The following is a 24,579-nucleotide window of genomic DNA, read 5'->3' on the forward strand; positions in this document are numbered from 1 at the left end:
ACAACCCAGGAGTGTCTGGTTTGATCGTCTTTCGTTATCTGTCCCGCGAGGTCCTGGTGACCTTGAGTGCCGTCAGCGCTGTGCTGCTGGTCATCATCATGAGTGGGCGCTTCATCAAATACCTGGCCCAGGCGGCCCAGGGCGTGCTCGACCCGAGCGTGCTGTTCCTGATCATGGGCTACCGCCTGCCGGGCTTCCTGCAACTGATCCTGCCGTTGGGCCTGTTCCTCGGCATCCTCCTGGCCTATGGCCGGTTGTACCTGGAAAGCGAAATGACCGTGCTGTCGGCCACTGGCATGAGCCAGCAGCGCCTGCTGGGCATGACCATGGCGCCGGCGGCACTGGTTGCCCTGCTGGTGGCCTGGCTGAGCCTGAGCCTGGCGCCCCAGGGCGTTACCCAGGTCGCGCAGATCATCAACCAGCAGGACGCCCTGACCGAGTTCGACACCCTGGTGCCGGGCCGCTTCCAGACCCTGCGCGATGGTTCGCGGGTTACCTATACCGAGCAACTGTCGGAAGACCGGGTCAACCTCGGCGGTGTGTTCATTTCCGAGAAGCGTTTCAACCAGGACAAGACCAAGGACCGCGGTCCGTCGGTACTGGTGGCGGAAAAAGGCCACCAGCAGGTCAATCCTGATGGCAACCGCTACCTGATCCTGGAAAACGGCTACCGCTATGACGGTAGCCCTGGCCAGGCTGATTACCGCGCAATCAAGTACGACACCTACGGCGTGCTGTTGCCCAAGCCTGAAGTCAGTGAAGAAATCACCGAGCGTGAAGCCATCCCGACTTCGCAATTGATTGGCAGCAAGGGCCTGCGCGAGCGTGCCGAGCTGCAATGGCGCCTGTCGCTGCCATTGCTGGTGTTCATCGTCACCCTGCTGGCGGTGCCACTGTCACGGGTCAACCCGCGCCAGGGCCGTTTCCTCAAGCTGCTGCCGGCGATTCTTCTGTATATGGCGTACCTGACAATGCTGATTGCCGTGCGTGGCGCCCTGGAGAAAGGCAAGTTGCCGATCGGCCTGGGCATCTGGTGGGTCCATGGCCTGTTCCTGTTGATCGGCCTGGGGCTGATGTACTGGGAGCCGTTGCGCCTCAAGCGCGCCGCTCGCCGTGCGGAGGTGGCCCATGGTTAAGCTCGACAGTTACATCGGCAAAAGCGTGCTGATGGCGATCCTCGCCGTTTTGGGGATCATTCTCGGCCTGGCTTCGCTGTTTGCCTTCATCGACGAGATGGGCGATATCACCGACACCTACACGCTGATGGACGCCGGCAACTTCGTCCTGCTCACCGCACCGCGGCGCCTCTACGACATGCTGCCGATGGCCGCGCTGATCGGCTGCCTGATCGGCCTGGGCAGCCTGGCCAGCAGTAGCGAACTGACCATCATGCGCGCTGCCGGCGTGTCGATCGGGCGGATCGTCTGGGCGGTGATGAAGCCGATGCTGGTGCTGATGCTGGCCGGTATCCTGATTGGCGAATACCTGGCCCCGGTTACCGAGAACAAGGCCCAGGCCGACCGTTCCCTGGCCCAGGGTGGCGGTGAGGCGCAGAGCTCCAAGCGCGGCATGTGGCACCGCCAGGGTGACGAGTTCGTGCACATCAACTCGGTGCAGCCCAACGGCTTGCTGTACGGCGTGACCCGCTATCGTTTCGACAATGAGCGGCACATGCAGACGTCGAGCTTTGCCCGCCGTGCTCAGTACAAGGAAGATCACTGGCTGCTCAACGACGTGACCACCACCTATTTCCGTGGCGATCACACCGAAGTCATCAAAACGCCTGAAGAACGCTGGGATGTTTCCGTTACCCCGCAGTTGCTCAATACCGTGGTGGTAGCGCCAGAGTCACTGTCGATCACCGGCCTCTGGGACTACATCCACTACCTGTCCGACCAGGGCCTGAACAATGCCCGTTACTGGCTGGCATTCTGGACCAAAGTGCTGCAGCCGATGGTCACTGCTGCGCTGGTGCTGATGGCGATCTCCTTCATCTTCGGTCCGCTGCGCTCGGTAACCCTTGGTCAGCGAGTGTTCACCGGTGTGCTGGTGGGCTTCGTGTTCCGCATCGCCCAGGACCTGCTCGGGCCTTCCAGTCAGGTCTTCGGCTTCCCACCATTGCTGGCGGTGGTGCTGCCGGCGGCGATCTGTGCGGTGGCCGGGTTGTGGCTGTTGCGGCGCGCCGGATAGCTTGCTGCGAACAAGAAAAAGCCGACCTCAAGGTCGGCTTTTTTGTGTACGGTCATTTTTTGCGCTTGGGAATACGCACCAGCTGAGTGTCGGAGTAGATGTCATGCCAGCTGCGCTTGCGCTTGTCGAACAGCGCCCAGATAAAACCCAGGCCCAGGCAAAGCCAGGAGCCAATCGACACGACAAAACGCAGCAGCGCCTGCCACAGGCTGATGGCGCTACCGTCGGCGTTCTGCACGCGGATGCCCCATACCTGCATGCCCAGGGTCTGGCCGCCGTGGGTCCAGAACTTGGCGAAGAAGCCGAACAGGGCGAACAGCAAAATGGTCGAGAGCAAGGGGTCGCCATCCAGGGCGCCTGCCTCGGTCAACTCGCGCATGCGCGCCTCGCCGATAAAGGCCATCTGGATCATCTTGTAGGCGCCTGCGGTGACGATCAGCAGCGCCGTACAGAGCAGGAAGTCGTAGAACATCGCGGCCAGGCGGCGGCCCAGGTCGACCGGGGGGAAATCGCCCTGGGGCTGCAACAACGGCTTGGGCATACACGGGCCCTCCTTGGGCAAAACCGCCATTCTACGAAATTACGCGGACAATTCGTTGCCCTGCGACACGGTTTCCTGGCCAGGCCCGCCGAACGCGCACAAAAAAGCCCCTGCTGTTGCCAGCAGGGGCTTTTCTATCGGGAAATCAGGCTTCCGCGATAACTTCGTCAGCCTGCATGCCTTTTTGGCCCTGCACGGCGATGAAGGTGACTTTCTGGCCTTCTTTCAGGCTCTTGAAGCCGTTGCCCTGAATAGCGCGGAAATGTACGAACAGATCCGGACCGCTTTCTGGAGTGATGAAACCAAAACCTTTTTCGTCGTTAAACCACTTGACGGTACCGCTCTGACGAGTCGACATAGCTTATTTCCTATGAAACTTAGAATTAGTAACAGCTTCTTCCAAATGAAAGAGTACTGGGCTGGGTTGCAGGAAAGTAAGAGACGTCGAACGGGTGTAGCAAACATCAGAGCTACTGCCCAGGTCACGAACCATAGCGACCCATGCAAACACAGTGCACAGACAATACGCTAACTTTGAAGACAAAAACAAGCCCTGCAGACCGCTGCCGCTGTGCCTTTTAGCCACCGTTCGATGGATTTTTTCCGGCTCATTCCAAGCGGTGTTGCAACGCTTTTCGAAAGTTATAAAACGCGTTCGAATTCGAAAATCCGAACGCGCCATGACACTCTGTTTCAAGTATCGATTCAGCCGCGGTAATAGCGCTGGGCAACGAACGGCATCTTGCTGACTTTCATCGCTACGCGCTTGCCACGAACAATTGCCCATACCTGAGTATCCAGTGCGCTGTGGGCCGCATCCAGATAACCCATTGCCACGGGTGCGTTCAATGACGGTCCAAAGCCGCCACTGCAGATACTGCCGATAACCGTGCCTGCCTCGTCGACAATCTCGGCGCCTTCACGCACAGGCGTGCGTTCCTGCGGCAGCAGGCCCACGCGTTTGCGTGCAACACCGCTGTGCTGCTGGGCGAAGATTGCGTCGGCCCCCGGGAAGCCCCCGGCACGCTCGCCGTCGGCACGCCGCACCTTGGAGATGGCCCACAGCAGGCTGGCTTCGATTGGTGTGGTCTGAGTGTTCATGTCATGGCCATACAGGCACAGGCCGGCTTCCAGGCGCAGCGAGTCGCGTGCACCCAGGCCGATTGCTTGTACTTCAGGCTCGGCCAGCAGGCGGCGCGCCAGCTCTTCGGCTTTTTCTGCCGGAACGGAAATCTCGAAACCGTCTTCACCGGTATAACCCGAACGGCTGACGAAACAGTCGGCGCCCAGCAGTTGTACCGGCTGAAACTGCATAAAGGTCATTTTCGCCACGGCGGGCGCCAGGCGCTCCAGCACCTTGACCGCCACCGGCCCCTGCAGGGCCAGCAGGGCGCGCTCTTCAAACAGCGGCTGGATCTGGCATTGGTCGCCGATATGTTTGCGCAAGTGAGCCAGGTCCTGCTCCTTGCAGGCAGCGTTGACCACCAGGAACAGTTCGTCGTTACCCAGGTTGGCGACCATCAGGTCGTCGAGGATGCCGCCTTGTTCGTTGGTGAACATGGCATAGCGCTGCATGCCCACCGGCAGGTCGATGATGTCGACCGGCACCAGGGTTTCCAGGGCCTTGGCCGCACCGGCGCCGCTCAGGCGGATCTGGCCCATGTGCGAAACATCGAACAGGCCGGCTTGCTCGCGGCTGTGCAGGTGCTCTTTCATCACTCCCAGCGGGTACTGGACCGGCATGTCGTAACCGGCGAAGGGCACCATGCGGGCGCCCAGCTCCAGGTGCAGGGCGTGCAGCGGGGTCTTGAGCAGTGTTTCGGTGGACATTGATGACTCCTTGGGGCTTGAGAGGGTGTCAGCATTCGATGATGTTGACGGCCAGACCGCCGCGGGCGGTCTCCTTGTATTTGCTTTTCATGTCGGCGCCGGTCTGGCGCATGGTGCGGATGACTTTATCCAGCGAGACGAAGTGCTGCCCGTCACCGCGCAGGGCCATGCGCACAGCATTGATGGCCTTGACCGAGCCCATGGCGTTACGCTCGATGCAGGGCACCTGGACCAACCCGCCAATCGGGTCGCAGGTCAGGCCCAGGTTGTGTTCCATGCCAATTTCGGCGGCGTTCTCGACCTGCTGCACACTGCCGCCCATGACCTCGCACAGGGCACCGGCGGCCATCGAACAGGCAACGCCAACCTCGCCCTGGCAACCGACTTCGGCACCGGAGATCGAGGCGTTTTCTTTATAGAGGATGCCGATGGCGGCGGCAGTCAGCAGAAAGCGCACTACGCCATCGTCATTGGCGCCCGGGATAAAGCGCATGTAGTAGTGCAGCACTGCAGGGACGATACCGGCGGCGCCATTGGTCGGCGCAGTAACTACGCGCCCGCCGAAGGCGTTTTCTTCGTTGACGGCCAGGGCATACAGGTTGACCCAGTCGAGCACCGACAACGCGTCGCGCAGGCTCGCTTCCGGGTTGCTGCAGAGCTGGCGGTACAACGCGGCGGCGCGGCGCTTGACCTTGAGCCCTCCAGGCAGGATGCCCTCGTTACGGCAACCGGCGGACACGCAATCCTGCATGACCTGCCAGATGCGCAGCAGGCCGCTGCGGGTTTCACTTTCCGGGCGCCAGGCCGCCTCGTTGGCCAGCATGATCTGACTGATCGACAGGTTCTGCGCGGTGCAATGGCCGAGCAGCTCCTTGGCGGTCTTGAACGGGTAGGGCAGCACGGTGCTGTCTTCGACGATGCGATCGGCGCCAGCCGCGTCCTCGTCGACCACGAAACCACCGCCTACCGAGTAATACTCGCGGCTGCGAATCTGCAAGCCGGCGGCGTCAAAGGCTCGGAAGATCATGCCGTTGGGGTGGAAGGCCAGGGGCTTGCGGATCATCGCCAGGTGCTGTTTTTCGACGAAGTCGATGACATGCTCGCCGAGCAGGTTGAGCCGGCCGCTGCTGCGAATGGCCTGCAGGCGTGCGGGGATGCTTTCAGTATCGACGCTGTCCGGGTGTTCGCCTTCAAGGCCAAGGAGCACGGCCTTGTCGCTGCCGTGGCCTTTGCCGGTGGCGCCGAGCGAGCCGTAGAGTTCTGCCTTGACGCAAACCGTGGCAGTGAGCAGGTCGTCGCGGCGCAGCCCTTCGGCAAAGCGTGCGGCGGCACGCATGGGGCCGACGGTATGGGAACTGGAGGGGCCGATGCCGATCTTGAACAGGTCGAAGACGCTTAGTGACATGGTCGTACCCTCGTAATTTGGGGATAGCATCGCCGGCAAGGCCGGCTCCCACAGGGTTCTTTGCTGTTATCAGAACCTGTGGGAGCTGGCGTTGCCAGCGATGAGGCCATCAGCTCGTACTCAGACGTCCTGATAGCTCTCGATCGACGGGCAGGCACAGACCAGGTTGCGGTCGCCGAACACGTTGTCGACGCGGCCGACCGGCGGCCAGTACTTGCCTTCGACCAGCGCCGCCAGCGGATAAACCGCCTGCTCGCGGCTGTACGGGTGGCTCCACTCACCGGCGATTTCGGCGGCGGTGTGCGGGGCGTTCTTCAGCGGGTTGTCGTCCTTGTCCAGGCTGCCGCTTTCGACCGCGCGAATTTCTTCGCGGATACGGATCATCGCCTCGCAGAAGCGGTCCAGTTCTTCTTTAGACTCGCTTTCGGTCGGTTCGATCATCAGCGTGCCGGCCACCGGGAACGACATGGTCGGGGCATGGAAGCCGAAGTCGATCAGGCGCTTGGCCACGTCATCGACGCTGATGCCGCTGCTGTCCTTGATCGGACGCAAATCGAGAATGCACTCGTGCGCCACCAGGCCATTGCTGCCGGTGTACAACACAGGATAGTGCTCTTCCAGGCGGCGGGCGATGTAGTTGGCGTTGAGGATCGCCATCTGCGACGCGCGCTTGAGCCCGGCGCCACCCATCATGCGGATGTACATCCAGGTGATCGGCAGGATGCTGGCGCTGCCGAACGGTGCGGCGCAGACCGCGCCCTGCTTGTTGTCCATGTGCGCATGGCCAGGCAGGAACGGCGCCAGGTGCGATTTGACGCCGATCGGGCCGACGCCCGGGCCGCCACCGCCGTGAGGGATGCAGAAGGTCTTGTGCAGGTTCAGGTGCGAGACATCGCCGCCGAACTTGCCCGGGGCGCAGAGTCCGACCATGGCGTTCATGTTGGCGCCGTCGATGTACACCTGGCCGCCGTTGTCATGGATGATCGCGCAGATTTCGCCGATGGCTTCTTCGAACACGCCGTGGGTCGAGGGGTAGGTGATCATCAGCGCGGCAAGGTGCTCGCGGTGTTCGATGGCCTTGGCGCGCAGGTCGTCGATGTCAACGTTGCCGCGGGCATCGCAGGCGGTGACCACCACGCGCATACCGGCCATGTGCGCGGTGGCCGGGTTGGTGCCGTGGGCCGAGGATGGGATCAGACAGATGTCGCGGCGTGCTTCGCCACGGCTCTGGTGGTAGGCGCGGATGGCCAGCAGGCCTGCGTATTCACCCTGGGAGCCGGCGTTGGGCTGCAGCGAAACGGCATCGTAGCCGGTGGCTGCGCAGAGCATGGCTTCCAGCTCGCTGGTCAGTTGCTGGTAACCCTGGCTCTGCTCGGCTGGTGCGAACGGGTGCAGGTTGCCGAACTCGGCCCAGGTCACCGGGATCATTTCGCTGGCGGCGTTGAGCTTCATGGTGCACGAGCCCAGAGGGATCATGGTGCGGTCCAGGGCCAGGTCCTTGTCGGCCAGGCGACGCAGGTAGCGCATCAGCTCGGTTTCGCTGTGGTAGCGGTTGAACACCGGGTGCTCGAGGATCGCCGACTGGCGCAGCAGGGCGCGCGGCAGTTGCGCTTGAACGCTGGCAGCGAGGGCGGCGAAGTCCGGGGTGGCCTTGCCAGCGGCAAACAGCTGCCACAGCGCTTCGACGTCGGCCTGGTTGCTGGTTTCATCCAGCGACAGGCCCAGGCGCTGGGCGTCGATCTGGCGCAGGTTCAGACGCTGGGCGCGGGCCTGGTCGTGCAGGGCGGCGGTGCCGCTGCCGGTAGCCAGGGTCAGGGTGTCGAAGAAGTGTTCGACCTCGACCTGAACACCCAACTGTTGCAGGCCGGCCTTGAGGATCGCGGTCAGCGCGTGGGTACGCTCGGCGATCTGCTTCAGGCCCTGCGGGCCGTGGTACACGGCGTACATGCTGGCGATGTTGGCCAGCAGTACCTGAGCGGTGCAGATGTTGCTGGTGGCTTTCTCGCGGCGGATGTGTTGCTCGCGGGTTTGCATGGCCAGGCGCAGGGCAGTCTTGCCGAAGCGGTCGATCGATACGCCGACCAGGCGGCCGGGCATGTCGCGCTTGAACGCGTCGCGGGTCGAGAAGTAGGCCGCATGCGGGCCACCGAAGCCCAGCGGCACGCCGAAGCGCTGGGCGCTGCCGATGGCCACGTCGGCACCGAATTCGCCCGGCGGGGTCAGCAAGGTCAGGGCCAGCAGGTCGGCAGCCACGGCCACCAGGGCATTGGCCGCGTGGAAGCGTTCGACCAGCTCGCGGTAGTCGAAGACTTCACCGCTGCTGGCCGGGTATTGCAGCAGGGCGCCGAAGAAGGCGCTGACATCGCTCAGTTCGCGCTCATCGCCAACGACCACTTCGATACCCAGCGGCTCGGCACGGGTACGCAGCACGTCGAGGGTCTGCGGGTGGCAATGCACGGAAGCGAAGAAGGCGTGGCTCGCCTTGTTCTTGCTCAGGCGCTTGCAGAAGGTCATGGCTTCGGCAGCGGCGGTGGCTTCGTCGAGCAAGGATGCGTTGGCGATCGGCAGGCCGGTGAGGTCGCTGATCAGGGTCTGGAAATTCAGCAGCGCTTCCAGGCGGCCTTGGGAAATCTCTGGCTGGTACGGGGTATAGGCGGTGTACCAGGCCGGATTCTCCAGCAGGTTGCGCAGGATCGGCGCCGGGGTGTGGCAGTTGTAATAACCCTGGCCGATGAAACTCTTGAACAGCTGGTTGTTGCCGGCGATGGCCTTGAGCGAGGCCAGGGCCTGCGCTTCGCTTTGCCCGGCGCCCAGTTCAAGGACGCTGGTGCCCTTGATGCTGTCGGGGATGACTGCGGCGCTCATGGCCTCCAGCGAGTCGAAGCCAAGGGTGGCGAGCATGTGTTGCTCGTCGTGCTGGCGTGGGCCGATGTGGCGGGCGATAAATTCGTTGGCAGTGCCGAGGTTGATGGTCATGGCAGGTCCTCAGGCTTGAGCGTTGGCTTGGATCAGGCGGTCGTAGGCGTCCTGATCGAGCAGTTGCGCGACGGCGTCGGCGTCGGCCGGAATGAAACGGAAGAACCAGCCTTCACCCAGCGGGTCTTCGTTGACCAGCTCGGGGCTATCGTTGAGTTGATCGTTGACCGCCACCACTTCGCCGGTCAGGGGCATGTATACACCGCTGGCGGCCTTCACCGATTCGACGGTCGACGCTTCGGCGCCTTGCTCGTAGCGTTGCAGCTCCGGCAGTTGCACGTAGACCACATCGCCCAGGGCGTTCTGGGCAAAGGCGGTAATCCCGACAGTAACACTGCCGTCAGCTTCGCTACGCAGCCATTCGTGATCTTCGGTAAAACGCAACTCGCTCATGGAAACTCCTCAAGGGCCGCAGGGGACGGCTGTGGGCGTGGCTCAGGTGAGCCCAGTGATGAGTAATGACATAGCAATATTGCGGCCATCTATAAAATATCGTTACAAAACAATGGCTTAAATGTTTTTCAGGCAAAGTTGATGCAATCACTGTATCGAAATCGATACACCCAAAGGCAGGAAAAAAAGCTCAAGTGGATCAGAACCTTGCGCTGTGGCCCTGAAACTGTTCTGTATCGATATCATTACGATGTAGCGATTTCAGTACACTGATCAGGGCTTGGCGGGAATACCGTACTTGCGCAGGCGATGGGCAATGGCGGTGTGCGAGGTTTGCAGGCGGCTGGCGAGCTGGCGAGTCGAGGGGTAGCTACTGTAAAGCTTGCTCAGCAGGTTGCGTTCGAAGTCCTCCACGGCCTGTTCCAGGCTATCGACTTCAGCGTCATGCCCACGGGCCACCGAGGTGCCGGCGATATCCAGGTCGCCGATGTCCACCAGGCTGCTTTCGCTGATGGCGGCGGCGCGGAAGATCACGTTCTGCAACTGACGCACGTTGCCCGGCCAGCGGTTGCCCAGCAGCGCCGGGTAAGTGGCCGGGGCCAGGCGACACAGCGGGCGCTGGATCTGGGTGCAGGCCTGCTGCATGAAGTAGCGCGCCAGCAGGAGGATGTCCTGGCCGCGCTCGCGCAGCGGCGGCACCTGCAGGTTGAGCACGTTCAGGCGGTAGAACAGGTCTTCGCGAAAGGTGCCTTCGGCGACCATTTTTTCCAGGTCGCGGTGGGTGGCGCTGAGGATCCGTACATTGACCTTGACCTCGCGATCACCGCCGACCCGGCGAAAGCTGCCGTCGTTGAGAAAACGCAGGAGCTTGGCCTGCAGGTACGGCGACATTTCGCCGATCTCGTCGAGGAACACCGTACCCTGGTTGGCCAGCTCCATTAACCCTGGCTTGCCGCCGCGTTGTGCGCCGGTAAAGGCGCCGGGGGCGTAACCGAACAGCTCGCTTTCGGCCAGGTTCTCTGGCAGCGCCGCGCAGTTGAGGGCCAGAAAGGGCGCACTGTGGCGGCTGCTGATGGCATGACAGGCGCGCGCTACCAACTCCTTGCCGGTACCAGTTTCACCGTGGATCAGCAGCGGCGCATCCAGGGCCGCCACGCGCAGGGCGCGGGCCTTGAGGGTGCGGATTGGCGGTGAGTCACCCAGCAGTGCATCGAAGCCCTCGGCGTGATCATGGTGCAGTGCCGACAGCCGCTCGCCGATGCGGTTGGGCTGGTACAGGGTCAGCAGGGCGCCGGCGTTGGTGATTGGCGTAGCATCGAGTAGCAGGGTCTGGCCGTTGAGGGTCACTTCGCGCAGGGGCAGGTGAAAGCCCTGTTCGATCAGCGCTTCGAGCAAGCCCGGGTCGCCAAACAGGTCGGCCACCGAACGGTCGGACGGCTCCTGCCCGCACAGCGCCACCAGCGCCGGGTTGGCCAGCAGCACGTGACCGGCGCTGTCCAGGGCCAGTACCGGATCGCTCATGGCCGCGAGCAGGGCGTCGAGTTGCAGGTGGCGGCGCTGGCCGGGGAGGATGTCGACCACTTGTACTGTTTGTACGCCCTGCACGTTGAACAGCGCGTCATGCAGCTCTTCGAGCACGTGGGGGCTGAGGGTCGGGGCGTCGATGTAGACGTTCGGCGGCACCATCTCCACGGCGTCCAGGTTGAGGTTGCGGGCGCCGAGCAGGGCCAGCACTTCCTGGGTGATACCGACGCGGTCGATGAAACTGACGTGGATGCGCATGGGGGAGGGGTTCAAGGCGGCCGAAGAGGCCAAGTATGCCTTGCGACCGCTGTGCGGTCGAATCGCCGGCAACGCCGGCTCCCACAGTGGGAAGCCGAGTCTCTGTGGGAACCGGCGATGAGGCCGGTAGGGCTATTCGAAGTGCTCGGGATTGACCGGGTCCCCCGACTTCACCTCCAGCTTCTCGCGAATGTCCTCGAACATCAGGTCGTAGATCTTGTGCGTTGAGCCCAGGCTCTCGAATTTCTTGGGCGATGGCATGTAGCTCTGCGCCCTGCGCGTGGCAACACTCAGGAAGCTCGGCAGTACCTCTTCTTTGCTCAGGAAGAACTTTTCCTCCACGGTCTTGCCTTCGATGCTCCCATGCATGTGGAAATCAATGCCGTGTTTGTTGGCTTCCCGGACTGCTGCGTACTCGATATTCAGGTCGTAACTGTGATCAGCCTTGTTCAGCGCAGTGCGCTCGATATGCACGTGACCGGGTTTGAACTGGGCCATGATGGAATCCTCCGCAAAGGTGAAAACGGCGGGCCCTGGGCCCGCCAACTGCATTCAACGGTAGCTGATTCCCGGCTTGGCGGTGGAAACCCGGGTACCGGCCGTACCCTTGACGATATCCTCGATGTCGGCCAGCGAACCGATTACCGCTACTTTGCCGGTGTTGCGCGCAAAGTCGCAAGCGGCCTGGACTTTCGGGCCCATGGAGCCTGCGGCAAAGCCGAGGCGTTCGAGCTCGTCCGGGTGCGCCTGGGCAATCGCCTTCTGGCTCGGCTTGCCATAGTCGATAAACGCCGCGTTGACGTCGGTGGCGATCACCAGCAGGTCGGCTTCGAGCTGTTCGGCCAGCAGCGCCGAGCACAGGTCCTTGTCGATCACCGCCTCGATGCCCTTGAGCTTGCGATCGGCGTCATACATGGTCGGGATGCCGCCACCGCCAGCGCAGATGACGATGCTGCTCTTTTCCAGCAGCCACTTGATCGGGCGGATCTCGAAGATGCGCTTGGGTTTCGGGCTGGCGACCACACGGCGGTATTTGTCGCCATCGGCCTTGACCACCCAGCCTTTCTCCTTGGCCAGGCGCTCAGCGTCTTCCTTGCTGTAGACCGGGCCGATGAACTTGGTCGGGTCCTTGAAGGCCGGGTCGTTGGCATCCACCTCGACCTGGGTCAGGAGGGTGGCGAACGGCACCTCGAAGTCCAGCAGGTTGCCCAGCTCCTGTTCGATGATGTAGCCGATCATGCCTTCGGTTTCGGCACCGAGCACGTCCAGCGGGTAGGCTTCGTCGGGCTTGTAGGATTGCGCCTGCAACGACAGCAGGCCGACTTGCGGGCCATTGCCGTGGGCGATGACCAGCTCGTTGCCCGGATGGATCTTGGCAATCTGCTCGGCGGCGATGCGGATATTGGCGCGCTGATTGTCTGCAGTCATGGGTTCGCCACGGCGCAGCAGGGCGTTGCCGCCCAATGCAACAACGATACGCATGATGATGTCCTTTTAGCGTTGGCAGCGAAGCTCTTGTGGGAGCTGGCTTTGCCAGCGATTCAGGCACCGCGCAGTAACGGGTACTGCGCCGATACCATCGCCGGCAAGGCCGGCTCCCACAGGAGCGAAGGTTCGCTCCCTGAATGGATTACAGGTCAGCCAGGGTCGACACCAGGATCGCCTTGATGGTGTGCATGCGGTTTTCCGCTTGCTCGAAGGCGATGCAGGCTGGCGACTCGAACACGTCGTCGGTTACTTCGATACCGTTGGCCAGGTTCGGGTACTGCTCGGCGATCTGTTTGCCGACCTTGGTGTCGGAGTTGTGGAACGCCGGCAGGCAATGCATGAACTTGGTGCGCGGGTTGCCGGTGGCTTTCATCAGCTCGGCGTTGACCTGGTACGGCAGCAGTTGCTGGATGCGTTCGCCCCAGGCTTCAACTGGCTCGCCCATCGATACCCAGACGTCGGTGTGAATGAAGTCAACGCCCTTGACCGCGGCTTTCGGGTCTTCAGTCAGGGTGATGCGCGCGCCGCTTTCTTCCGCGTATTTTTTGCAGCGAGCGACCAGGTCGTCGTGCGGCCACAGGGCTTTCGGCGCGCAGATGCGCACGTCCATGCCGAGCTTGGAGCCGACCAGCAGCAGCGAGTTGCCCATGTTGTTGCGCGCGTCGCCCAGGTAGGCGTAGCTGATCTCGTGGATCGGCTTGTCGGCGTGCTCACGCATGGTCAGCACGTCGGCGATCATCTGGGTCGGGTGGTATTCGTCGGTCAGGCCGTTGAACACAGGGACGCCGGCGAACTTGGCCAGTTCTTCGACGATTTCCTGCTTGAAGCCACGGTACTCGATGGCGTCATACATGCGCCCGAGTACCCGGGCGGTGTCCTTCATGCTTTCCTTGTGGCCGATCTGCGACGAGTTCGGGTCGATGTAGGTGACGTTGGCGCCCTGGTCGTAGGCAGCCACTTCGAAGGCGCAACGGGTGCGGGTCGAGGTTTTCTCGAAGATCAGCGCGATGTTGTTGCCTTTGAGGTGCTGCTGCTCGGTGCCGGTGTATTTGGCACGTTTCAGGTCGCGGGACAGGTCCAGCAGGTAGCGCAACTCGCGAGGGGTGTGGTGTTCCAGGCTCAGCAGGTTACGGTTGTGGATGTTGAACGCCATGATGTTTCTCCTGTTCGTGTGAACGGAAAGCGGTGATCGGCCCGCCTGCACCTGTAGGTGCAGGCGGTTGATGGTCGATTAATAGTCGATAGGGTCGCGCACGATCGGGCAGGTCATGCAGTGACCGCCGCCGCGGCCACGGCCCAGTTCGCCGGCGCTGATGGTGATGACTTCGACGCCTGCCTTGCGCAGCAGGGTGTTGGTGTAGGTGTTGCGGTCGTAGCCGATGACCACGCCAGGCTCAACCGCCACCACGTTGTTGCCGTCGTCCCATTGCTCGCGTTCGGCGGCGAAGCTGTTGCCACCGGTCTCGACCACGCGCAGTTTTTTCAGGTTCAGCGATTCGGCGACTACGTCGAGGAAGGTCTTGTTCTCGCGGCGCACGTCCAGGCCGTATGGCTTGCTGCTGTCCGGGCGAATGACGAACGGGACGATTTCCTTGACCACTTCCGGGAAGACCGTGACCAGGTCGCGGTCGCAGAAGCTGAACACGGTGTCCAGGTGCATCGCTGCACGGGATTTCGGCAGGCCGGCGACCACGACTTTTTCGACCGCGCCTTTGGCAAACAGCGATTGCGCCAGTTGGCCGATGGCCTGGCGCGAGGTGCGCTCGCCCATGCCGATCAGGACCACGCCATTGCCGATCGGCATGACGTCGCCGCCTTCCAGGGTAGCCTTGCCGTGATCCTGGTCCGGATCGCCGTACCAGATTTCAAAGTCGGCCGCGGTGAACTCGGGGTGGAACTTGTAGATGGCGGTGGTCAGCAGGGTTTCCTGACGTCGCGCCGGCCAGTACATCGGGTTGAGGGTCACGCCGCCGTAGATCCAGCAGGTGGTGTCGCGAGTGAACTGGGTGTTGGGCAGCGGGTCGAGCAGGAAGCTTGAGTGGCCCAGGTAGTCGCGGTACATCTTGATCACGCCGGCGCCTTCGCTTTCCGGCAGGTCTTCACCGGCCACGCCGCCGATCAGGAATTCGGCCAGTTTGCGCGGCTCCAGGCCTTCGAGCCAGCTGCGCACTTCGTTGGTCAGGCCGACACCGACGGTGTCCGGGGTGATCTTGCGGTCGAGGATCCATTTCAGCGCTTCGGGGTTCTGGATGGTCTCGGTCAGCAGGTTGTGCATTTCCAGCACTTCGATGCCGCGCTCACGCATTTTGGTGACGAAGTCGAAGTGGTCGCGTTTGGCCTGGTTGACCCAGATAACGTCATCGAACAGCAGTTCGTCGCAGTTGCTCGGGGTCAGGCGCTGGTGCGCAAGGCCAGGGGAGCAGACCATCACTTTGCGCAGTTTGCCGGCTTCGGAATGTACGCCGTACTTAACTTTATCCGTGGACATGGTTCATTTCCTCCAAGTTGCGAAAACGGGGTTACAGAGTCAGGAAACCGTCGTACAGGCCATAGGCAGCCACCAGGGCGCCAATGACTACGGCGGCGAAGATCAGCTTCTCCACGTTGGTAAAAATCGGTTGGCCGACCTCGCGCTTGGCCTTGGCGAACAGGATCACGCCAGGGGCATAGAGCAAGGCCGAGAGCAGCAGGTATTTGACGCCGCCGGCATACAGCAGCCAGACCGCGTAGAGCAGGGCGATGGCGCCGATGACCAGGTCTTTCTTGCGTTCGGCCAGGGCCTGTTCGTAGGTTTCGCTGCGTACCGCGAGCAGGAAGGCATAGGCTGCCGACCACAGGTAAGGCACCAGGATCATCGAGGTGGCGAGGTAGATCAGCGACAGGTAGGTACTGGCCGAGAACAGGGTGATGACCAGGAAGATCTGCACCATGGCGTTGGTCAGCCACAGGGCGTTGGCCGGCACGTGGTTGGCGTTCTCGCGGCGCAGGAACTCCGGCATGGTGTGGTCTTTGGCGGCGGCGAACATGATCTCGGCGCACAGCAGCACCCACGACAGCAGGGCCCCGAGCAGCGAGATGATCAGGCCGACGCTGATCAGCACCGCGCCCCAGTGACCGACCACGTGCTCGAGCACGGCGGCCATCGACGGGTTCTGCAGCTTGGCCAGCTCCGGTTGGGTCATGATGCCCAGCGACAGCACGTTGACCAGCACCAGGAACAGCAGCACGGTGATGAAGCCGATGACCGTGGCCTTGCCGACGTCCGAGCGTTTTTCTGCCCGGGCCGAAAAGATGCTCGCGCCCTCGATGCCGATGAACACCCAGACGGTGACCAGCATCATGTTGCGCACCTGGTTCATCACGCTGCCCAGGTCCGGGTTCATCGAGCCCCAGATATCAGCGGTGAAGATATCCAGCTTGAAGGCGAACAGGGCGATCAGCACGAACAGCGCCAGCGGCACGACCTTGGCCACGGTGGTGACCAGGTTGATGAACGCCGCTTCCTTGATCCCGCGCAGCACCAGAAAGTGCACGGCCCAGAGCAGCACCGAGGCGCCAATCACCGCCGCCGGGGTATTGCCTTCGCCAAAGATCGGGAAGAAGTAGCCGAGGGTACTGAACAGCAACACGAAGTAGCCGACGTTGCCGAGCCAGGCACTGATCCAGTAGCCCCAGGCTGAAGAAAAGCCCATGTAATCGCCGAAGCCGGCCTTGGCGTAGGCGTACACACCGCCGTCCAGGTCAGGTTTGCGATTGGCCAGGGTCTGGAACACGAAAGCCAGGGTCAGCATGCCGATGGCGGTGATGCCCCAGCCGATCAGAACAGCGCCTACATCAGCACTTGCGGCCATGTTTTGCGGCAGCGAAAAGATCCCGCCGCCGATCATCGAGCCGACAACAAGTGCAACCAGCGCACCGAGTCGTAGTTTTCCGGGAGCGTCTGACATTGAATAACTCCGTACCAGGAGAAGAGATGACGCTAGAATAAATCCAGCGGCGAAGTCATTAGCTGATTCAGGTCAGTTCATGAGGACATTCCATTGCAAATCAGTGACTGAAACAGCCTCCTGGAGTGTGCCGACCACAGTGCTGCAAGCCTTGTCCACTGGCACCTCCATGGCGTTTTAGAGCAATCGCTCTTGCGGGGCTGCGAGAATTGAAGCTAGTCCGTTTTGGGCAAATCGCAAATTTTTCCTGAGAAATTATCTTATTAGCTTGAAGAAGCGGAAATTGTGCACAAAACTCACCGTTTAGTTCGCCAGGCATAGACACGCTAGTTATGAGCAGGGAACGCTTAGTGGTTTAATATATATGGACGCTTACTCTGGGCTTATATTTAACTCAGGGTGTACCTCTGGCGTTACAAACACGAGACAGAAGGGGATCTGCATGTCCGAACCTGGACAGAAACTACGCCTGGGAGCGTTGATCGCCTTGGTGGTCGGCTCGATGATTGGTGGCGGGATTTTCTCGTTGCCGCAAAACATGGCTGCGCGTGCCGATGTCGGTGCCGTGCTGATCGGTTGGGGGATCACGGCGGTGGGCATGCTGGCCCTGGCCTTCGTCTTCCAGACCCTGGCCAACCGCAAGCCTGCGCTCGACTCCGGGGTGTACGCCTATGCCAAGGCCGGCTTTGGCGAGTACATGGGTTTTTCTTCGGCCTGGGGCTACTGGATCAGCGCCTGGCTGGGTAATGTCGGCTACTTCGTGTTGCTGTTCAGCACCCTGGGCTTCTACTTTCCGGTTTTTGGCGAGGGCAATACGCCGATCGCCATCGCCTGCGCCTCGCTGCTGTTGTGGGCGGTGCATTTTCTGGTGCTGCGCGGCATCAAGGAAGCGGCGTTCATCAACCAGGTGACCACCGTGGCGAAGATCGTGCCGCTGGTGATGTTCATCGTCATCGCCGCGGTGGCCTTTCGCGCCGACATTTTTACCCGGGATATCTGGGGCTTGAGCAACCCGAAATTCGGCGGCGTGCTCGACCAGGTGCGCAACATGATGCTGGTGACGGTGTTCGTGTTTATCGGCATCGAGGGCGCCAGCGTCTACTCGGGCCGGGCGGCGAAGCGCTCGGACGTCGGCAAGGCCACGGTGATCGGCTTTATTGGCGTGCTGGCGCTGCTGGTGCTGGTCAACGTGCTGTCGCTGGGGGTGATGACCCAGCCAGAACTGGCGGCGCTGCAGAACCCGTCACTGGCGTCGGTACTCGAGCATATCGTCGGGCCCTGGGGCGCTTTGCTGATCAGCATCGGCCTGGCGGTATCGTTGCTGGGGGCGTTGCTGTCCTGGGCCCTGCTGTGCGCCGAGATTCTTTTCGCCACGGCCCGCGACCAGACCATGCCGCGCTTTCTGGCCAGGGAAAACGCCAACCACGTGCCGGCCAATGCCCTGTGGCTGACCAATGTGATGATTCAGCTGTTCCTGCTGATTACCCTGTTTTCCGCCGGGACCTACACCAGCCTGATCTACCTGGCGTCGTCGATGATCCTCGTGCCGTACCTGTGGTCGGCGGCGTACGCCGTGTTGCTGGCGGTGCGCGGCGAGTCGTATGAGGGGCACCCGGGCGCGCGGCGCAAGGACCTGCTGGTTGCAGGTATCGCGCTGATCTACGCGATCTGGCTGCTGTATGCGGGGGGGCTGAAGTACCTGCTGCTGTCGGCGCTGCTGTACGCGCCGGGGGTGATCCTGTTTGCCCGGGCCAAACATGAGCAGGGCCAGGCGCTGTTTACCACCTGGGAGAAGCTGATCTTTGCCGCCGTACTGGTGGGCGCGGGATTGGCGGCCTATGGCTTGTACAGTGGGGTGTTGAGCCTGTAGCCGGGCCTGGGGTGCTACGCACCCCAACGCCGGCAGGGCCGGCTCCCACAATTAAACCCTGAACTGATCCATCAAGGCCATCTGCTGCGACGACAGGGTGTTGAGTTGGCTGCTTACCTGCGCAGATTCGGCGGCCTGGCCGGTCAGGGTTTCGGTCACACCACGGATCGCCGAGACGTTGCGGTTGACCTCTTCGGCCACCGCACTCTGCTGCTCGGCGGCGCTGGCGATCTGCAGGTTCATGTCGCTGATCACCGTGACCGCCTCGCTGATCTTGTCCAGCGCCTGCACCGCCTGGTGGATCTGCCCGGCGTTTTCCTGGGCCTTGCCGTGGCTCGAATGCATGGTCGCGACCACCTCGCGGGTGTTGCTCTGGATGCGCTCGATCACCTGGCGGATCTCTTCGACCGAGTCCTGGGTACGGCGCGCCAGGTTGCGTACTTCGTCGGCAACCACGGCAAAACCGCGACCGCTCTCGCCAGCACGGGCGGCCTCGATCGCGGCGTTGAGCGCCAGCAGGTTGGTCTGCTCGGCGATGCTGCGGATCACTTCCAGCACCGAGCCGATCTGCTCGCTGTTCTGCGCCAGGGTTTCCACTTCGCCCACGGCCTTGCTGACCTGTTCGGCGAGCACGGTGATGTCGCGGGTACTGCGCTCGATGATCGCCATACCGTCCTTGGCCGAACGGTCGGCACCGCGGGCGGCGTCGGCGGCACTGGCGGCGCTGTTGGCGACGTCGTGGGCGGTGGCGCTCATTTCGTTGGAGGCGGTGGCCACCTGGTCGATCTCGCGAAACTGCACTTGCATGCCTTCGCTGGTGCGCTGGGCAATTGCCGAGGACTGATCAGCCGTAGCCCGGGCCTGGGTAATGCTCTGCTTGATCTGGGCGATGGTCGGCTGCAGTTTGTCGAGGAAGCGGTTGAAGCCGCCGGTCAGCCGGCCCAGTTCGTCCTTGCGCGCATAACGCAGGCGTTGGGTGAGGTCGCCGTCGCCGCTGGCGATGTCTTCGAGCATGCTCGCCACGCTGTTGAGCGGGCGGGTCACGCCGGTGGCGGTCAGCCACATCAGCAACAGGCCGCCGAGGCCGGCCAGGGTGGCGAACAGCACCACCTTGAGGGTGCCGCTGGTACGGGCGTCTTCAAGGGTTGCCTGGAGGCTGATGGCGTCGGCCAGCAGTACCTGCTTGGGCAGGTCGATAAGGATGCCCCAGGTTTTGCTGTCGGCAATCGGCTGCACCGGGTTGACGGCGCGGATGGTCTCGCCTTGCTCAAGGATCAGCGGCTGGTTGGCAGCGAGCTTCTGCAGCGCCTGCTGGCCGTCCTCGTCGATGGCCTTGCCGACCTTGCCGGCATCGTTGCTGTTGGCGGCCAGCAGGCCGCTGGGGGCGACGATCATCAAGCGCCCGGCGCCATTGAACAGCTCCTGCTGGGCCTTGGCGGCAGCCGACTGCAGGGCATCGAGGGAAATATCCACACCGGCCACGCCGATCACCTTGCCGTTGTGCAGCAGCGGCATGGTGATGCTGGTCATCAGCATCTGCTTGCCGCCGACGGTGTCGGAGTAGGGCTCGAGCAGGCAGGAGCGCGCGCTAGTGCGCGAGCAGGTGTACCAGACGTTGTAGGGCGTGCCGCTGAGGTTGATCTCGGTCTTGTTCAGGTCGACATCGCTGATCACCGTGTTCAGGGCCTGACCCTGGGCACGGCTCCAGTAGCTGGCAAAGCGGCCACTCTCGTTGCTCAGGCGCTTGGAGTCATTGGCAAAGGCGCTGTCGCCGCCGTCCAGGCCGTCGGGCTCGAAGGCCAGCCATACGCCCAGCACGTCGGGGTTGCGTTTGAAGCTGGTGGCCAGGCTCTGGTTGATCGCTTCACGCAGGTCGCCGCCGCTCAGACCGCGGTCGCGGGCCAGTTGCTGCAGGTCCTGGACCTGGTCGGCGAGGGCGGTGATGACCGTCTGGCTGTCGCTGAAAGTACGCCGCAGCATCTCGGCCTTTTCGCCGGCGCGGGCTTGCAGCAGGGCCTGGACATTGCGGGTGAGCATGGTGGTGCTGGCGTCGCCGACCAGTTCATCGCTCTGGTGCGATTGATACAGGTTGATACCGACGACGAGTGCGACCACGCCAAGCAGGCAGAGGCCGGAGAGCAGGACGATTTTCAGGCGGATCGAGAGCGTGTCGAGCATGGACGTACTCGCTAAAAGGCAGGCCGGTAGAGGACCGAGCCACGGGCGGGCTCGATTCGCTACATCCTTTTAGCGATAACAGTTCATCGGCCTTATAGCGTTAGCCATGAGTGCTTGCCGATGAACGGTCGGAAAGGCTCAAGGGCGCGGTTTCTGGCCGCGACCAGATCCACAGGTTGCCCAGGGTCATGCCGGCGATGGCCATAAACACCGGCCAGCGGTGCTCGAGAAACACCAACATCAGGCCAGCGCACAGCAGCATGCTGACGGTGGCGCTGACTTTGGCCCGGCGCTGGATCACCTTGCCGTTGCGCCAGTTGCTGAGGATTGGCCCGAACAGCCGGTGGTTTTCCAGCCAGGCGCTCAGGCGCGGCGAGCTGCGGGTGGCGGCCCAGGCGGCGAGGAGGATGAACTCGGTGGTGGGCAGGCCGGGAATCACGATCGCCACCAGGCCGATGCCCAGGCTTACGTAAGCCAGCAGGCCGAAGAGCAGGCGCGAGAGTTTTGAAGCGGCTGGGCGGGTCATGGGCTTGTCGGTGTGCACGGGCAAGGCCCGGTTACCACGAGGGTAACCGGGTACGGCGCATCAGGCCAGTTCGGCTTTAGGCGCAGTTGCGTAAGCGTGTTTGAGCAGCTCGGTGAAACGCTCGAAGGCGGCCACGGCGCCTTGCTCGGCCTTGGCTTCTTCTTCGGCGCTCAATTCCAGGCCGTCGAGGATGCGCGTGAACTGCTTCCAGCCTTCAGCGCGGCCACCGGCCGGCTCGCCCAGGTGACGGGCACCGAAGCTGTCCGACAGGCCCAGGCCGACGGCACGCTTGATCAGGAAGGCGGCGCCGAGCTTGGAACCTTCGGAGACGAAGATCCAGCCCATGGCTTCACCCAGGCTGGGGTTTTGCAGGGCGCCGGCGAAGTCGGCGGGGATCTCGGTGTTCAGGTCAGCCAGGTCCAGGCCGGCCTGTTCGGCGCGGCAGCGTGCTGCCAGGTCGGGGACGATGGCGATCAGTGCCGGGTCGGTGTACAGCGCCTTGAGCTCGGACTGGAACAGGTACTGGGCAACCACGAAGCGGGCGAAACTCTCGCGGGTCTCGAACGGCGCGTGGGATTTGACCAGGGCGTCCAGCTCGGTGTGCGGGGCGTGGGTCAGCTGGTTCAAGCGTTGCGAACGCAGGCTGGCGCGTTCGGCGGTGGTAGCGGCGGTCATGGTGATTCCTTGCGAAATGGGCGTGCCTGATGACTAGACGAATGAGAAGACGGGCGACAGTAAAAAAACCTCACCTGCAGGGGGCTGCGTTGGCAGCCCGTCGCGGGGCGAGCCCGCTCCTGCAGGTGGCTGATCAGATGTCCCAGACCAGGTTGATGGCGAAATTGCGGCCCGGCATGGTCAGGCGGTCGAGGTTGGCGGGGGCGGTTACCGCCGCTTCACCGAGGCCGTCGTAGCCGCGCACGTCATCCCACTGCCAGTACTTCTTGTCGGTCAGGTTGTAGAGGCCGGCGTTGACGGTGATGTCATCGGTGACTTTGTAGAACCCGGTCAAATCGAGTACGCCGTAACCCGGGGTGCGGAACTGCTTGCTGGTGCCGTCGGGGGCGAAGAAGGTGGTGTCGTCGACGCGGTCCTTGCGCTTGACCAGGGTCCAGCTCAGCAGCGCACCGTATTGCTCTTGCTCGTAACCCAGGCCCATCACTGCGGTCAGCGGGTTGACGCTGTTGAGCGGCTGGCCGGTGTCGTCGTTGCGGCCATGGGCGTAGGCCAGCGAGCCCTGGGTGTAGAGGCCGTGCGGCGCACCAAAGGCGTCGAGGTTCAGGCGGCCCTTGAATTCGGCGCCCTTGATGGTGGCGTGCTTGATGTTGTTGGCTTCGAAGGTCTGGCCGAGGTTGCTGCCCTGCACGGCGTCTTCGTTGATGAAGTCGCGGTACTTGTTATAGAACACCGCGACATCGAAGTTACCCGCTTCGAAGTTGCCGCGCAGGCCGGTCTCGTAGCTCTTGCTCTTTTCCGGTTCGAGGTTGGAGTTGCCGCGCACGCTGTAGCCCAGGCCCGGGTTTTCGAAGCGGCCATACAGCGCCTTGGCGGTCGGCGTGCGGAAGCCTTCGGCGTACTGGCCATACCAGGTGTAGTTGTCGTTGAAGGCGTAGGTCAGGCCGAACTTGGGCGAGACCCGGTGCCATTTCTTCGCATCGTCATCAACCGGGTCGGTAGGGCTGGCGCCAACGCCACGGAGGAACTCGTCGGTCATGTGCGGCTTGAGTTCGGTGTAGTCGTAGCGCGCGCCCGGCAGGAAGGTCCACTGGTTCCAGCGGATCTCATCCTGGGCGAAGAGGCTGTAGGTGTTGACGGTTGGATCAGGGAAGTCACTGACCAGCGCCTGGCTGTCACTGGCGCTGACCTGGCCGATGAAGCGGCAGGTACCGCCGACGTTCAGGCAGGTGCCGGTGCCGCTGCGCGAGCCGGTGACCTTCTGGTGCTTGAGGGTAGTGCCGTAGGTCAGCAGGTGCTCGGTGGCGCCGAGGCTGAAGGCTTTGTCCAACTGGGCGTCGAACACCCACTGGCGGTCCTTGTAGGTGGTCTGGCGGTCACGGAACACCTGGCGGCCGGAAGCGAAGTAGAGCTCTTCGGTACGCTGGTCGGTCTTGCCGATCTGGTAGTTCAGGCTCCACTTCATGTTGTCGGCCAGCACGCTGCCCAGGGCGAACTCGTGGTTGATGCCGAAGCGCTCGCGGGTCACGGTGTCGTTGCCGGTGCGGTCGCGGTACGAGTTCATCGCGCCGAAGCCAGGAATGAACGGCCCGCCCACGGCGCTCTTCTGCTTGAGGTCGCGGTCGTCCTTGTAGTTTTCATAGGTGAAGGCCAAACGCGCGTCGTCGGCGTAGTTCCAGCCGGCCTTGGCGAGGATGTTGGTGGTGCGCACATCTTCCGGGTTGGCGGCGGTGCGCGCCAGGCCCGTGCCGCCGTGGCTGCTGTAGGACTCGGTTTCGTGGCCGTTGCGCTGGCTTAGGTGCAGCAGGCCGTCGAATTCGCCCTGGCGGCCGGCGACGGTGGCCGAGTTCAGCCAGCTTTCGTCTGCCGAGCTGTAGCCGGTCTTCAGGCGTGCGCCGACGTCCTGGCCGGGCTTGATGATGTCGTCGGGGTCGAGGGTGAAGTAGCTGACCGCGCCGCCAATGGCGTTGCTGCCGTACAGCACCGAAGCCGGGCCACGGAGGATCTCCACGTGCTTGACGATTTCAGGGTCGACGTAGTTGCGCTGGGTCTGGGCGTAAGGGCCGAAGAAGAAGCTGTCGGGGATCGACACGCCGTCGATCTGGGTCAGCACCCGCTCGCCGTCGATACCGCGGATGTTGTAGCCGTTCAGGCCGCTGCGCTGGCCGGTGCCGCTGACCGAAACGCCAGGCTCGTAACGTACCAGTTCCTTGATGTTGTTGACGTTCTGGCGGTCGAGCTGTTCGCGGGTCTGTACGCTGACGGTGCTCGGCACCTGGCTGATGTCCTGGGCGCTGCGAGTGGCGCTGACGGTGATCTGCTGCAGGGCGATGGCCTTGCCGGCGCTGCGTTCGATCACCACGTTGCCGCTGCTTAAGGTGCGGTAGCTCAGGCCGGTGCCGGCCAGCAGGCGCTGCAGGGCGGCCTCAGGTTTCAGCGAGCCGTGCACGCCCGGCGAGGCGACGCCCTCGGCCAGTTCAGCAGAGAAGCCCACTTGCCAGCCGGTGACCGTGGTAAAGGCATTGAGCGCCGACACCAGCGGCTGCTGGCTGATAGCGAAGCGATAGTCGCCCATGCGCGGGGCACTTGCCTGGGCCGGCTCAGCGGCCAGTGCCGGCAGGCTGCAGGCGCCGCTGGCGAGCATGGCCAGGGTCAACAGGGAGAGCGTGCAGCGCTGCAGGCCGGGGGTACGTGAAGTGGCTGAAGATCGACGAGTGAAACCAGTGGACATCGAAAGCGCTCCCTGTCGCGCGAATGTTATAGGTGCTGGCTGATTCAAAA

The 24,579-nt window shown here is 62.8% G+C and carries 19 protein-coding genes and 1 pseudogene; 3 read left to right on the forward strand and 17 right to left on the reverse strand.

The window, feature by feature from the left end:
- Positions 1 to 20 precede the first annotated feature (20 nt).
- Both lptF and lptG read left to right on the forward strand, forming a co-directional pair.
- Positions 21 to 1,136: an LPS export ABC transporter permease LptF gene (gene lptF, locus ABIE20_RS03825; protein ID WP_429502911.1), complete on the forward strand. Its 1,116-nt coding sequence runs from the start codon at positions 21 to 23 to the stop codon at positions 1,134 to 1,136.
- A complete protein-coding gene (gene lptG / locus ABIE20_RS03830) occupies positions 1,129 to 2,190 on the forward strand; it encodes an LPS export ABC transporter permease LptG (RefSeq protein ID WP_429502912.1) in 1,062 nt (353 codons plus the stop codon). Before lptF ends, lptG begins: the two co-directional genes overlap by 8 nt.
- A gap of 52 nt (positions 2,191 to 2,242) precedes the next feature.
- On the opposite strand, the gene ABIE20_RS03835 is transcribed toward lptG, so the two are convergent.
- From ABIE20_RS03835 to arcD (ABIE20_RS03890), 12 genes are all read right to left on the reverse strand, one after another.
- Positions 2,243 to 2,731 carry an RDD family protein gene (locus tag ABIE20_RS03835; protein WP_429502914.1) on the reverse strand — a complete coding sequence of 163 codons (489 nt, stop codon included), beginning with the start codon at positions 2,729 to 2,731 and terminating at the stop codon, positions 2,243 to 2,245.
- Between the two features lie 145 nt (positions 2,732 to 2,876).
- On the reverse strand, positions 2,877 to 3,089 hold the full coding sequence (locus ABIE20_RS03840) for a cold-shock protein (RefSeq protein ID WP_236177791.1): 213 nt from the start codon (positions 3,087 to 3,089) through the stop codon (positions 2,877 to 2,879).
- Between the two features lie 347 nt (positions 3,090 to 3,436).
- Positions 3,437 to 4,561: a glycine cleavage system aminomethyltransferase GcvT gene (gcvT, locus tag ABIE20_RS03845; protein ID WP_429502916.1), complete on the reverse strand. Its 1,125-nt coding sequence runs from the start codon at positions 4,559 to 4,561 to the stop codon at positions 3,437 to 3,439.
- 28 nt (positions 4,562 to 4,589) lie between these two features.
- Positions 4,590 to 5,966 carry an L-serine ammonia-lyase gene (locus ABIE20_RS03850; RefSeq protein WP_429502918.1) on the reverse strand — a complete coding sequence of 459 codons (1,377 nt, stop codon included), beginning with the start codon at positions 5,964 to 5,966 and terminating at the stop codon, positions 4,590 to 4,592.
- Positions 5,967 to 6,086: 120 nt separating this feature from the next.
- A complete protein-coding gene (gene gcvP / locus ABIE20_RS03855) occupies positions 6,087 to 8,942 on the reverse strand; it encodes an aminomethyl-transferring glycine dehydrogenase (RefSeq protein ID WP_429502922.1) in 2,856 nt (951 codons plus the stop codon).
- Positions 8,943 to 8,951: 9 nt separating this feature from the next.
- On the reverse strand, positions 8,952 to 9,335 hold the full coding sequence (gene gcvH, locus ABIE20_RS03860; protein WP_429502924.1) for a glycine cleavage system protein GcvH: 384 nt from the start codon (positions 9,333 to 9,335) through the stop codon (positions 8,952 to 8,954).
- 273 nt (positions 9,336 to 9,608) lie between these two features.
- Positions 9,609 to 11,117 carry a sigma-54-dependent transcriptional regulator gene (locus ABIE20_RS03865; protein ID WP_429502926.1) on the reverse strand — a complete coding sequence of 503 codons (1,509 nt, stop codon included), beginning with the start codon at positions 11,115 to 11,117 and terminating at the stop codon, positions 9,609 to 9,611.
- A gap of 132 nt (positions 11,118 to 11,249) precedes the next feature.
- Positions 11,250 to 11,615 (reverse strand): DUF5064 family protein, encoded by a 366-nt coding sequence (locus tag ABIE20_RS03870; protein ID WP_429502928.1) that lies wholly within the window; start codon positions 11,613 to 11,615, stop codon positions 11,250 to 11,252.
- Positions 11,616 to 11,669: 54 nt separating this feature from the next.
- On the reverse strand, positions 11,670 to 12,599 hold the full coding sequence (gene arcC / locus ABIE20_RS03875; RefSeq protein ID WP_429502930.1) for a carbamate kinase: 930 nt from the start codon (positions 12,597 to 12,599) through the stop codon (positions 11,670 to 11,672).
- 148 nt (positions 12,600 to 12,747) lie between these two features.
- On the reverse strand, positions 12,748 to 13,758 hold the full coding sequence (locus ABIE20_RS03880) for an ornithine carbamoyltransferase (protein WP_045196413.1): 1,011 nt from the start codon (positions 13,756 to 13,758) through the stop codon (positions 12,748 to 12,750).
- Positions 13,759 to 13,836: 78 nt separating this feature from the next.
- Positions 13,837 to 15,093: an arginine deiminase gene (gene arcA / locus ABIE20_RS03885; RefSeq protein ID WP_045196415.1), complete on the reverse strand. Its 1,257-nt coding sequence runs from the start codon at positions 15,091 to 15,093 to the stop codon at positions 13,837 to 13,839.
- Positions 15,094 to 15,124: 31 nt separating this feature from the next.
- On the reverse strand, positions 15,125 to 16,552 hold the full coding sequence (gene arcD, locus ABIE20_RS03890) for an arginine-ornithine antiporter (protein WP_045196417.1): 1,428 nt from the start codon (positions 16,550 to 16,552) through the stop codon (positions 15,125 to 15,127).
- A gap of 442 nt (positions 16,553 to 16,994) precedes the next feature.
- Here arcD (ABIE20_RS03890) and arcD (ABIE20_RS03895) point away from each other — a divergent pair, with 442 nt between their 5' ends.
- Positions 16,995 to 18,422, forward strand: coding sequence for an arginine-ornithine antiporter (gene arcD / locus ABIE20_RS03895; protein WP_429502933.1), 1,428 nt, complete (start codon positions 16,995 to 16,997; stop codon positions 18,420 to 18,422).
- A 51-nt stretch (positions 18,423 to 18,473) separates the two neighbouring features.
- Here arcD (ABIE20_RS03895) and ABIE20_RS03900 read toward each other — a convergent pair whose 3' ends face one another.
- The 5 genes and pseudogenes from ABIE20_RS03900 to ABIE20_RS03920 form a co-directional block, all read right to left on the reverse strand.
- Positions 18,474 to 19,229 (reverse strand): methyl-accepting chemotaxis protein, encoded by a 756-nt coding sequence (locus ABIE20_RS03900; RefSeq protein ID WP_371128687.1) that lies wholly within the window; start codon positions 19,227 to 19,229, stop codon positions 18,474 to 18,476.
- Between the two features lie 102 nt (positions 19,230 to 19,331).
- A pseudogene (locus ABIE20_RS03905) lies at positions 19,332 to 20,600 on the reverse strand (HAMP domain-containing protein); the annotation flags it as partial.
- 100 nt (positions 20,601 to 20,700) lie between these two features.
- Positions 20,701 to 21,126, reverse strand: coding sequence for a YbaN family protein (locus tag ABIE20_RS03910; RefSeq protein WP_429502935.1), 426 nt, complete (start codon positions 21,124 to 21,126; stop codon positions 20,701 to 20,703).
- Between the two features lie 60 nt (positions 21,127 to 21,186).
- Positions 21,187 to 21,801, reverse strand: coding sequence for a biliverdin-producing heme oxygenase (locus tag ABIE20_RS03915; RefSeq protein ID WP_093387105.1), 615 nt, complete (start codon positions 21,799 to 21,801; stop codon positions 21,187 to 21,189).
- Positions 21,802 to 21,934: 133 nt separating this feature from the next.
- Positions 21,935 to 24,529 (reverse strand): TonB-dependent receptor, encoded by a 2,595-nt coding sequence (locus ABIE20_RS03920; RefSeq protein WP_429502937.1) that lies wholly within the window; start codon positions 24,527 to 24,529, stop codon positions 21,935 to 21,937.
- Positions 24,530 to 24,579: the final 50 nt, after the last annotated feature.

It is taken from the genome of Pseudomonas sp. 2835 (assembly GCF_050435905.1).
Taxonomy (GTDB): Bacteria; Pseudomonadota; Gammaproteobacteria; order Pseudomonadales; family Pseudomonadaceae; genus Aquipseudomonas.

What these genes read in the sequence shown, in the direction of transcription:
- lptG (WP_429502912.1), top strand. Translation starts at nt 1,129, where the DNA reads ATGGTTAAGCTCGACAGTTACATCGGCAAAAGCGTGCTGATGGCGATC.
- ABIE20_RS03835 (WP_429502914.1), bottom strand. Translation starts at nt 2,731, where the DNA reads ATGCCCAAGCCGTTGTTGCAGCCCCAGGGCGATTTCCCCCCGGTCGAC.
- ABIE20_RS03840 (WP_236177791.1), bottom strand. Translation starts at nt 3,089, where the DNA reads ATGTCGACTCGTCAGAGCGGTACCGTCAAGTGGTTTAACGACGAAAAA.
- gcvT (WP_429502916.1), bottom strand. Translation starts at nt 4,561, where the DNA reads ATGTCCACCGAAACACTGCTCAAGACCCCGCTGCACGCCCTGCACCTG.
- ABIE20_RS03850 (WP_429502918.1), bottom strand. Translation starts at nt 5,966, where the DNA reads ATGTCACTAAGCGTCTTCGACCTGTTCAAGATCGGCATCGGCCCCTCC.
- gcvP (WP_429502922.1), bottom strand. Translation starts at nt 8,942, where the DNA reads ATGACCATCAACCTCGGCACTGCCAACGAATTTATCGCCCGCCACATC.
- gcvH (WP_429502924.1), bottom strand. Translation starts at nt 9,335, where the DNA reads ATGAGCGAGTTGCGTTTTACCGAAGATCACGAATGGCTGCGTAGCGAA.
- ABIE20_RS03865 (WP_429502926.1), bottom strand. Translation starts at nt 11,117, where the DNA reads ATGCGCATCCACGTCAGTTTCATCGACCGCGTCGGTATCACCCAGGAA.
- ABIE20_RS03870 (WP_429502928.1), bottom strand. Translation starts at nt 11,615, where the DNA reads ATGGCCCAGTTCAAACCCGGTCACGTGCATATCGAGCGCACTGCGCTG.
- arcC (WP_429502930.1), bottom strand. Translation starts at nt 12,599, where the DNA reads ATGCGTATCGTTGTTGCATTGGGCGGCAACGCCCTGCTGCGCCGTGGC.
- ABIE20_RS03880 (WP_045196413.1), bottom strand. Translation starts at nt 13,758, where the DNA reads ATGGCGTTCAACATCCACAACCGTAACCTGCTGAGCCTGGAACACCAC.
- arcA (WP_045196415.1), bottom strand. Translation starts at nt 15,093, where the DNA reads ATGTCCACGGATAAAGTTAAGTACGGCGTACATTCCGAAGCCGGCAAA.
- arcD (WP_045196417.1), bottom strand. Translation starts at nt 16,552, where the DNA reads ATGTCAGACGCTCCCGGAAAACTACGACTCGGTGCGCTGGTTGCACTT.
- arcD (WP_429502933.1), top strand. Translation starts at nt 16,995, where the DNA reads ATGTCCGAACCTGGACAGAAACTACGCCTGGGAGCGTTGATCGCCTTG.
- ABIE20_RS03900 (WP_371128687.1), bottom strand. Translation starts at nt 19,229, where the DNA reads ATGCAAGTGCAGTTTCGCGAGATCGACCAGGTGGCCACCGCCTCCAAC.
- ABIE20_RS03910 (WP_429502935.1), bottom strand. Translation starts at nt 21,126, where the DNA reads ATGACCCGCCCAGCCGCTTCAAAACTCTCGCGCCTGCTCTTCGGCCTG.
- ABIE20_RS03915 (WP_093387105.1), bottom strand. Translation starts at nt 21,801, where the DNA reads ATGACCGCCGCTACCACCGCCGAACGCGCCAGCCTGCGTTCGCAACGC.
- ABIE20_RS03920 (WP_429502937.1), bottom strand. Translation starts at nt 24,529, where the DNA reads ATGTCCACTGGTTTCACTCGTCGATCTTCAGCCACTTCACGTACCCCC.